The 7,521-nt window shown below is 71.8% G+C and carries 7 protein-coding genes; 5 read left to right on the top strand and 2 right to left on the bottom strand.

Annotation, left to right across the window (positions count from 1 at the left end; translation table 11 throughout):
- Window positions 1-261 precede the first annotated feature (261 nt).
- Entirely contained in the window at window positions 262-816 is a 555-nt protein-coding gene (locus DQW85_RS31140) for a carboxymuconolactone decarboxylase family protein (RefSeq protein WP_113703376.1), read from the bottom strand.
- The gene (locus DQW85_RS31135; RefSeq protein ID WP_205315545.1) at window positions 813-1,640 is read right to left on the bottom strand and encodes an SDR family NAD(P)-dependent oxidoreductase; all 828 of its coding nucleotides are present in this window, start codon (window positions 1,638-1,640) and stop codon (window positions 813-815) included. The genes DQW85_RS31140 and DQW85_RS31135 overlap by 4 nt, the downstream gene beginning before the upstream one ends.
- A 123-nt stretch (window positions 1,641-1,763) precedes the next feature.
- On the opposite strand from DQW85_RS31135, the gene DQW85_RS31130 reads away from it, so the two are divergent.
- From DQW85_RS31130 to DQW85_RS31110, 5 genes are all read left to right on the top strand, one after another.
- Window positions 1,764-3,023 carry a PucR family transcriptional regulator gene (locus DQW85_RS31130; RefSeq protein WP_113703374.1) on the top strand — a complete coding sequence of 420 codons (1,260 nt, stop codon included), beginning with the start codon at window positions 1,764-1,766 and terminating at the stop codon, window positions 3,021-3,023.
- A gap of 209 nt (window positions 3,024-3,232) precedes the next feature.
- The gene (locus DQW85_RS31125; protein ID WP_162795518.1) at window positions 3,233-4,735 is read left to right on the top strand and encodes an ABC transporter substrate-binding protein; all 1,503 of its coding nucleotides are present in this window, start codon (window positions 3,233-3,235) and stop codon (window positions 4,733-4,735) included.
- A 4-nt stretch (window positions 4,736-4,739) separates the two neighbouring features.
- The gene (locus DQW85_RS31120) at window positions 4,740-5,693 is read left to right on the top strand and encodes an ABC transporter permease (protein WP_113703372.1); all 954 of its coding nucleotides are present in this window, start codon (window positions 4,740-4,742) and stop codon (window positions 5,691-5,693) included.
- On the top strand, window positions 5,690-6,592 hold the full coding sequence (locus DQW85_RS31115) for an ABC transporter permease (RefSeq protein ID WP_113703371.1): 903 nt from the start codon (window positions 5,690-5,692) through the stop codon (window positions 6,590-6,592). The genes DQW85_RS31120 and DQW85_RS31115 overlap by 4 nt, the downstream gene beginning before the upstream one ends.
- Window positions 6,593-6,630: 38 nt before the next feature.
- Window positions 6,631-7,521: ABC transporter ATP-binding protein (locus DQW85_RS31110; RefSeq protein WP_162795517.1), on the top strand; the 891-nt coding region annotated here is incomplete at its 3' end.

Here is a 7,521-nt window from a genome sequence, read left to right as displayed (position 1 = left end):
GGGGTGGGCGTCGCCGCCCGCGGTGCCGCCGAGGCCGGCGCGACCGTCAGGGCGGCGGCCAGGGCTCCGGTCGGGGTGGTCGCGAGGTGCACCTCGCCCATGCCACCCCGGCCGAGGACGCGCCGGAGCACGTACCCGTCAATGACCCGGTCACCGCTCATCGCAGACACATTAGCCAGGTCGCGACATGTCCGGTGGAACGGGATCAGGCCGGCCTGCGGGACCCGGCGCCGGTGTGGGCAGGGGGTCGGATGTCCAGGGTCACTCCCAGGTGTCCAGGTAGACCCGGAACTCGGGCTCGACCTGGACGTCCATCGCGAGCAGGAACCGCGCGACCTGGGCGTAGAAGGACGCCGTCAAGGTGATCTCCACGATCTGCTCCGGGTCGAAGCGCTCCCGCAACCTCGCGAAGGTGGAGTCGGTGACATGGCCGGACGCGTGCACCTGTTCGGCGAAGTCCAGCACGGCACGCTCGTCGTCGGTGAAGACGTCCTCGGCCGCCCAGTTCGACAGGGCGAGGAGCTTGCGTTCGGGTACGCCGCTCTCGATGGCCAGGGGCCAGTGATGGGCCCATTCGTAGGCGGCGCCGCTGAGCTGGGCACAGCGCATGATGATCAGCTCGCGGAGCGGGCGCGCCGACGTGGGCGCCTCGCGCAGGAGCATGCCGAACCTGAGGAACCCGCGCAGCATGGCCGGGGCGTTGGCCAGCGTGGCGTACAGGTTGGGCACGTAGCCGTGCGTCTTCTCGGCGTCCTGGAGCAGCGCCGCGGCCCCGGCGTCGCCGGTGTCGGGGGTGACGAGCGGAATCCTGTTCATGCGGGTTGCCTTTCGCGGGAGAGGTTGGGGGAGAAGTCACGGCGTCCGGCCGTGGCGCCGGCGTCCACGGTGAGGACGGTGCCGGTGATCCAGCGGGCCCGGTCTCCTGCGAGGAAGGCGACCGCCTCGCCGACGTCCCAGCCGGTGCCCTCGGTGCCGAGAAGCGATCGTCCGCGGCGGATCTCCCGGACCGCCTCGGTCATCCCGGGGCTGGTCGCCACCATGGGGGTGTAGACCATGCCCGGGGCAACCGCGTTGACCCGGATGCCGTCCGCTCCGTGCTGGGCCGCCATCGCGCGGGTGAGCGGGATGATCGCTCCCTTCGCGACGGGGTAGGCGATGTTCGGGTGTCCGCCGATCAGCCCGGCCACCGATGACACGTGCACGATCGAGCCGCCCCCGGCCTGCCGCATCTGGGGCACGCAGTACTTGGACATCAGCATCATCGACGTGACGTTGGTCCGGAGGCACTGCTCCCAGGCCTCGGGATCGACCTCGACGACGTCGCCGGCGGGGCCCCCGACGCCGACGTTGTTCACCAGGATGTCGACCGCGCCCCACCGTTCGACCACCCGCTCGACGCACGAGGAGCAGGACGCGGGGTCCGACACGTCGGCCTCGGCGACGAAGCTGCTCCCGCCCTCGTTCTCGATCATGGTCTGGGTCGCCCTGGCCCATTCGGGCACGGAGTCCACCAGCGCGACCCGGGCGCCGCGCCGGGCGAGCAGCACCGCCGCGGCACGGCCGTTCCCGATGCCGTCACCGCGTGAGCCGGCCCCGGTCACGATGGCGACCCGGCCTTCCAGTCCCGTTGCCTCGTCCACCGCATCTCCTTCGGCTGGTCGGTCAGTGGCTAACTGTGCGACGTGCGCGGCGGACCGTCGATGGAGGATCGGCAAAGGGCGACCGGCCGCATATTGTTCGTTCACACAACCCATGGGGGTGTCATGACGGATGCGCCGGACGACGGAGACGTCCTGGAGGCCGTGATCGCGGCAATGCTCGACAGGCATGAGCAGGCCCGGGACCGGATCCTCGACGACCTGATCGAGCAGGCGCCGTCCTACCGGCACGTCCCCCGCGAGCTGCTGGAGCAGATCTGGGCCAGGCACATCGACCGCACGCTCGGCCTGCTGCGCCACGGCCGGGTGCCCTCGCCCGAGGAGATCGACGAGGCGGAGGTGGCCAGCGACCGCGTGGCCCGCGGCGTGCAGCTCGCCGACGGGCTGAGCGCGTTCCGCCGCGCCTACAGCACGATCCGGGACATGTTCATCGCCGAGGCCACCCGGCACGGGCTCGATCCCGCCCTGATCATCGACCGCACCACCGGGCTGTGGGAGCTCACCGACGTGGAGAGCCGGCAGATCGCCGCCGTCCACCGCAGGGCGGAGATGTCCGCCGCGCTCTACGACGCCCGCCGGCGGGCGGACTTCCTGCACGGGCTGCTGCACGGCACGCTCAGCGCGGCGGAGATCCACGGCGGCGCCGCAACCTACGGCCTCGACACCTCGCGGACCTACCAGGCGATCCGGGCATCCGCCGCCACAGAGGCCAACACCGAGCCTGGCACGGGGGCCGGCACGGGGGCCAGCGCGGGGGCCAGCGCGAAGGGCGGCACCGACAGCGGCACCGGGGCCCGCCGCGATCAGCGTGATCAGGTCGCGCGGCGGCTGGAGGACCTGTGCCGGTCCCATGGCCGCATCGCGATGATCGGGGTCGACGACGGCACGATCGCCGGGATCGTCCAGGCCAAGCCCGACATCGGGGACCTGCGGGTGACGGCCGGGCTGGGCCCGCCCGCCGCGCTCGGGGACGTCCACCGTTCGTATCGCACCGCCGGTCGCCTGCTCGGCGTCGCCCGCGCGTACGGGCGGACCGGCGTGCACGACCTGGGCGACCTGTCCTGGCGGATCGCGGTGGCGTCCGAGCGGGAGCTCTCCGAGCTGCTCGTGGACCGGCATCTGCGGCCGCTCGCCGCCGAGGGCGAGTTCGGGGCGCTGATCGAGCAGTCCCTGCGCGCCTACCTCGACACCGGCGGCCAGATCGGGGTGGTGGCGCGCCGGTTGCACGTCCACGTCAACACGGTCCGCTATCGGTTGCGGCGGTACGAGGAGCTGACCGGCGCCCGCCTGGACTCGCCGGACACCACCGTGGAGCTCAGCTGGGCGCTGGCCGCCCGCGACCTGCCATCGGCCTCTCTGGACTGATCACAACAGGCGTTTCGGTCAGGACACACTCGGCTCCATGTACTTGCTAGCCGTCCAGGAAGTTTGTTACGTTCACCCCACTTCGCGGCCGATCACCTGTGAAGACGGAGCTCAACAATGAGGAGGGCGCCATGAGGCCAGGCCCGAACCGGTGTCAACACCCCCGCATCCACCCGTCACGCACTCTGCACCGCACATGGCTCGCCCCGGTGTTGGGACTGGCGCTCGCCTCGTCGCTCGCCTCCTGCGGGTCGGACGGATCAACGGCGGCGGCCACCACGTTCCGCTGGGGCTACCCCTCCCGCGCCACCACGCTCGACCCGCACAAGGCCGGGCAGTTCGATCTGATCTTCCAGATGCCCGTCTACGACACCCTGATCAAGAACGACCCCGAGTCCGGCGCGTTCGTCCCCGGCCTGGCGACCGAGTGGAAGCTGGCGCCCGACGGCAAGACGCTCGACCTGACCCTGCGCCAGGGCGTGAAGTTCCAGGACGGCGCCACCTTCGACGCCGAGGCGGTCCGGGCCAGCCTGGAACGTGGCAAACGGCCGGAGATGAACGCGGCGAGCGACCTGGAGGCGATCGACCGGATCGAGGTCGTCGACCCGTCGCACGTGCGGCTGCACCTGTCCCGGCCCGGCGGCCACCTGCTCAGCGTGCTTACCAACGAGGGCGGGATGATCATCAGCCCCAAGGCGCTGAACGATCCGGACCTGGCACACAAGCCGGTCGGCGCCGGGCCGTACAAGGTGACCGCCTACTCCACCCGCGAGGTCGCCTACGAGACCTGGGACGGCTACTGGAACCGCCCCTCGGTCACCATGCCGCGGGTCAAGATGATCACGATGTCGGACGACAGCACCAGGTTGCGGGCCCTGGAGTCCCACCAGCTCGACGCCGCCTACCTGCGGCCCGCGCAGACCCCCCGGCTCAAGTCCGCCGGGCTGAACGTCCTGATCAAGCCCCGCACGCTGGTCTACACCGTGCTGCTCAACACCTCCAGGCCCGGTCTCAAGGACGGGGAGGTCCGCAAGGCGCTCAGCCAGGCGATCGACCGCGACGGCATCGACAAGAACCTGGCGAAGGACGGCTGCCAGCCGACCGTCCAGCCCTTCATCGAGGCGTACTCGCCGCACGTCCCCGGCCTGGAAGCCCGCCCGGACGCGGCCTACGACCCCGCCCGCGCCAAGGAGTCTCTCGCCAAGGCCGGCTACACCGACGCCAAGCCGCTGTCGTTCACCATCACCGCGCCGAACATCACCCAGTACCAGGTCCTCGCCGAGGCGCTGCAGGCCCAGTTCGGCAAGGCCGGCGTGAAGACCGAACTGCAGGTGGTGGACGCCGCGCAGGTCAACCCGATGATGCGGAGCGGCAAGTTCGACGCCCTGGTGATACCGATCGACGTCGGCAGGCCCGACCCCACCACGTTCGTCGCCGACCACTACCTGAAGAACGGGCCCATCAATCCGGGCAAGTTCCACCTGCCGGGCCTCGACGAGCTCGTGGACCGGGCGCGGCGGGAGTCCAGCCCCGAGGGGCAGCAGGGGCCGATGCGCGAGCTGTTCCAGAAGGTGTTCGAGGCCGGGCCGCCGGTGATCCCGATCTGCGCCCCGGACAACGTGGTCGGCGTCCAGCCCGGGGTCACCGGGATCTCGATCCCGCAGATGGGCACCTTCGCGTTCCACGGCGTCCGGATCGGCAAGAAGGGATAACCCCATGGTGAGAACGGCCCGGCGACTGGCCACGGCGGTGCTGGTGATCTGGCTGGTGCACCTGCTCACGTTCCTGCTCATCCGGCTGGTGCCCGGCGACCCCGCCCAGCAGCTGGCGGGAGAGCGGGCCACGGCCGAGGAGGTCGCCCTGATCCGCACGGCGCTCGGCCTCGACGATCCCCTGCCCGTGCAGTACGGCCGGTCGCTGGGCGCCCTCGTGCGCGGCGACCTCGGGCAGTCGATCTTCAACGGGCTTCCGGTCGTCCGCATGCTGGCCGACGCCGCACCCGCCACGCTGTCGGTGGCGCTCGTGGCACTGCTGTTCGCCTCGCTCTTCGGAGTGGGGGCGGGAGTGGTGGCCGGGCTGCGGCAGGGCGGCTGGGCGGACCGGGCCGTGTCCACCGTGGCCACCGTGGGGATCGCCCTGCCCAGCTTCTGGATCGGGATGGTGCTGGTCACCTTCTTCGCGCTGGTCAACCCGTGGTTCCCGGCGACGGGCTACGCGCCGCTGAGCGAGGGCGGGGCCACCTGGCTGCGGCATCTGGTCCTGCCCGGGACCACGCTCGGGCTCGCCGTCGCCGCCGAGATCGCCCGTCACACCCGAGGGGGCGTGATCGACGTGCTCGCCAAGCCGTACATCCGCACCGCGCGGGCGCGTGGCGCAACGGGCGTGCGCCTGGTCCGTGGCCACGTGCTGCGCAACGCCGCGATCCCCGTGGTCACCGTCCTGGGACTGCAGACCGGCAAGCTGCTCGGCGGCACCGTGATCGTGGAGGCGGTCTTCGGCATCTCCGGCCTCGGCAGCCTGGCGGTCAACTCCGCCCTCGAACGCGACTACCCGGTGCTGCAAGGCTTCGTGATCTTCGCAGCTGTGGTCGTGGTGACCGCCAACCTGCTCGTGGACGTCGCCTACGGCCGGATCAACCCGAAAGTGAACGCGAGAGTGAGGTCGTCATGAGCGTGGTCGCGCTCCCCCCGGCCGGGAGCGATCAGTCGGCGCCGGAGACGCCGGCGTCCGGACCGCGGCGGCCGAGCGTCCTGCGCTCGCTGGGCGGCAGCCCGTCCGCGATCGCCGCCGCGGTGTACCTCGTGGTCCTGGCCGTGCTCGCCGTCACCGCGCCGCTGATCGCGCCGCACGATCCCCACGCGCAGGACCTGGCCGCCCGGTTCGCGGGCGTCAGCGGCGAGCATCTGCTGGGGACCGACGAGTTCGGCCGCGACGTGGCCAGCCGGATCGTCTACGCGGCGCGGATCTCGCTGATCGCGCCGCTGATCTCGCTGGTGGTCGGCATGGCGCTCGGGGTGCCCGCGGGCCTGCTGGCCGGGCTGCGGGGCGGCGTGTTCGACATGGTCTCCGCCCGGATCTCCGACACCCTGCTGAGCGTTCCGGCGATCGTGTTCGCGCTGGCCGTCATCGCCGTGATGGGCCCGTCGCTGACCAACGCGATGATCGCGATCGGCATAGTGTTCGCCCCGCACCTGTTCCGCGTGGTGCGCGGGGCGACCATGGCGGTCGCCGGGGAGACCTACATCTCCTCGGCCCAGGCGATCGGGGCGAGCACGCCCAGGATCCTGCTGGTGCACGTGCTCCCCAACATCCGGGCGCCGCTGCTGGTGCAGGCGACGCTGCTGATGGGCTTCGCCCTGCTGGCCGAGGCGAGCCTGAGCTTCCTCGGTCTGGGCGTCCAGCCGCCCGACGCCAGCTGGGGCTCGATGCTCAAGGCGGCGTACGAGAACCAGGCCGAGGCGCCCTACTCGGTCCTGCCGTCCGGCGTCGCGATCCTGATCACGGTGCTGTCGTTCAACGTGCTCGGCGACCGGCTGCGCGACGCCGTCGCGGCGAGGAGGTCCCAGTGAAGAGGTCCCAGTGAAGAGGTCACAGTGAAGAGGTCGCAGTGAACGCCAAGGCCGCGGAGACCACGAAGGCCGCTGGAACCGTCCAGGCCACGGCACCGGCCGAGCCGGTGCTCGCGGTGGAAGGGCTCACCCTCGACCTGACCGGCGGCCACGCCCAGCCTCGCCTGGTCGAGGACGTGACGTTCACCGTGCCGCGCGGCGGTTCGGTGGCGCTGATCGGGGAGTCGGGCTGCGGGAAGACGATGACCGCGATGGCGGTGCTCGGACTGCTCCCGGCCGGGGTGCGCCCGGTGGCCGGCAGCGTCCGGCTGGGCGAGCGCGAGCTGCTGCGCCGCGGCGAGCGCGAGCTGGCCTCGGTGCGCGGCCGGGAGATCGGCACGATCTTCCAGGAGCCGATGACCAGCCTGAACCCCACCATGACCGTGGGCGACCAGATCGCCGAGTCGCGGCGGCTGCATCTCGGCGAGCGTCGGGGGGCCGCGCGGCGGCGGGCGCAAGAGCTGCTGGACCGGGTGGGCATCGCCGACGCGGGCCGCCGGGTGGACTGTTACCCGCACGAGCTGTCCGGCGGCATGCAGCAGCGGGTGATGATCGCCGCGGCGGTGGCCTGCGAGCCTCGGCTGCTCATCGCCGACGAGCCGACCACCGCCCTGGACGTGACGATCCAGGCGGAGATCCTCGACCTGCTCGACGGTCTGCGGCGCGACCTCGACATGGCGGTGCTGCTGGTCACCCACGACCTGGGAGTGGTGGCGGACTTCTGCGAGGACGTCGTGGTGATGTACGCCGGGCACGTCGTCGAACGCGCCCCGGCCGCCACGGTCTTCGACGCCGCGCGGCACCCTTACACGCGCGCGCTGCTGCGCTCGGTCCCGGCGGACGCCCGGCCCCGCACCCGGCTGGCGGTCATCCCCGGCCGGGTGCCGCCC

The sequence above is a fragment of the Nonomuraea lactucae genome, assembly GCF_003313395.1.
Taxonomy (GTDB): domain Bacteria; phylum Actinomycetota; class Actinomycetes; order Streptosporangiales; family Streptosporangiaceae; genus Nonomuraea; species Nonomuraea lactucae.
The sequence above is the reverse complement of the archived record's forward strand: the minus strand, read 5'-3'. Positions and strand labels throughout refer to the sequence as shown.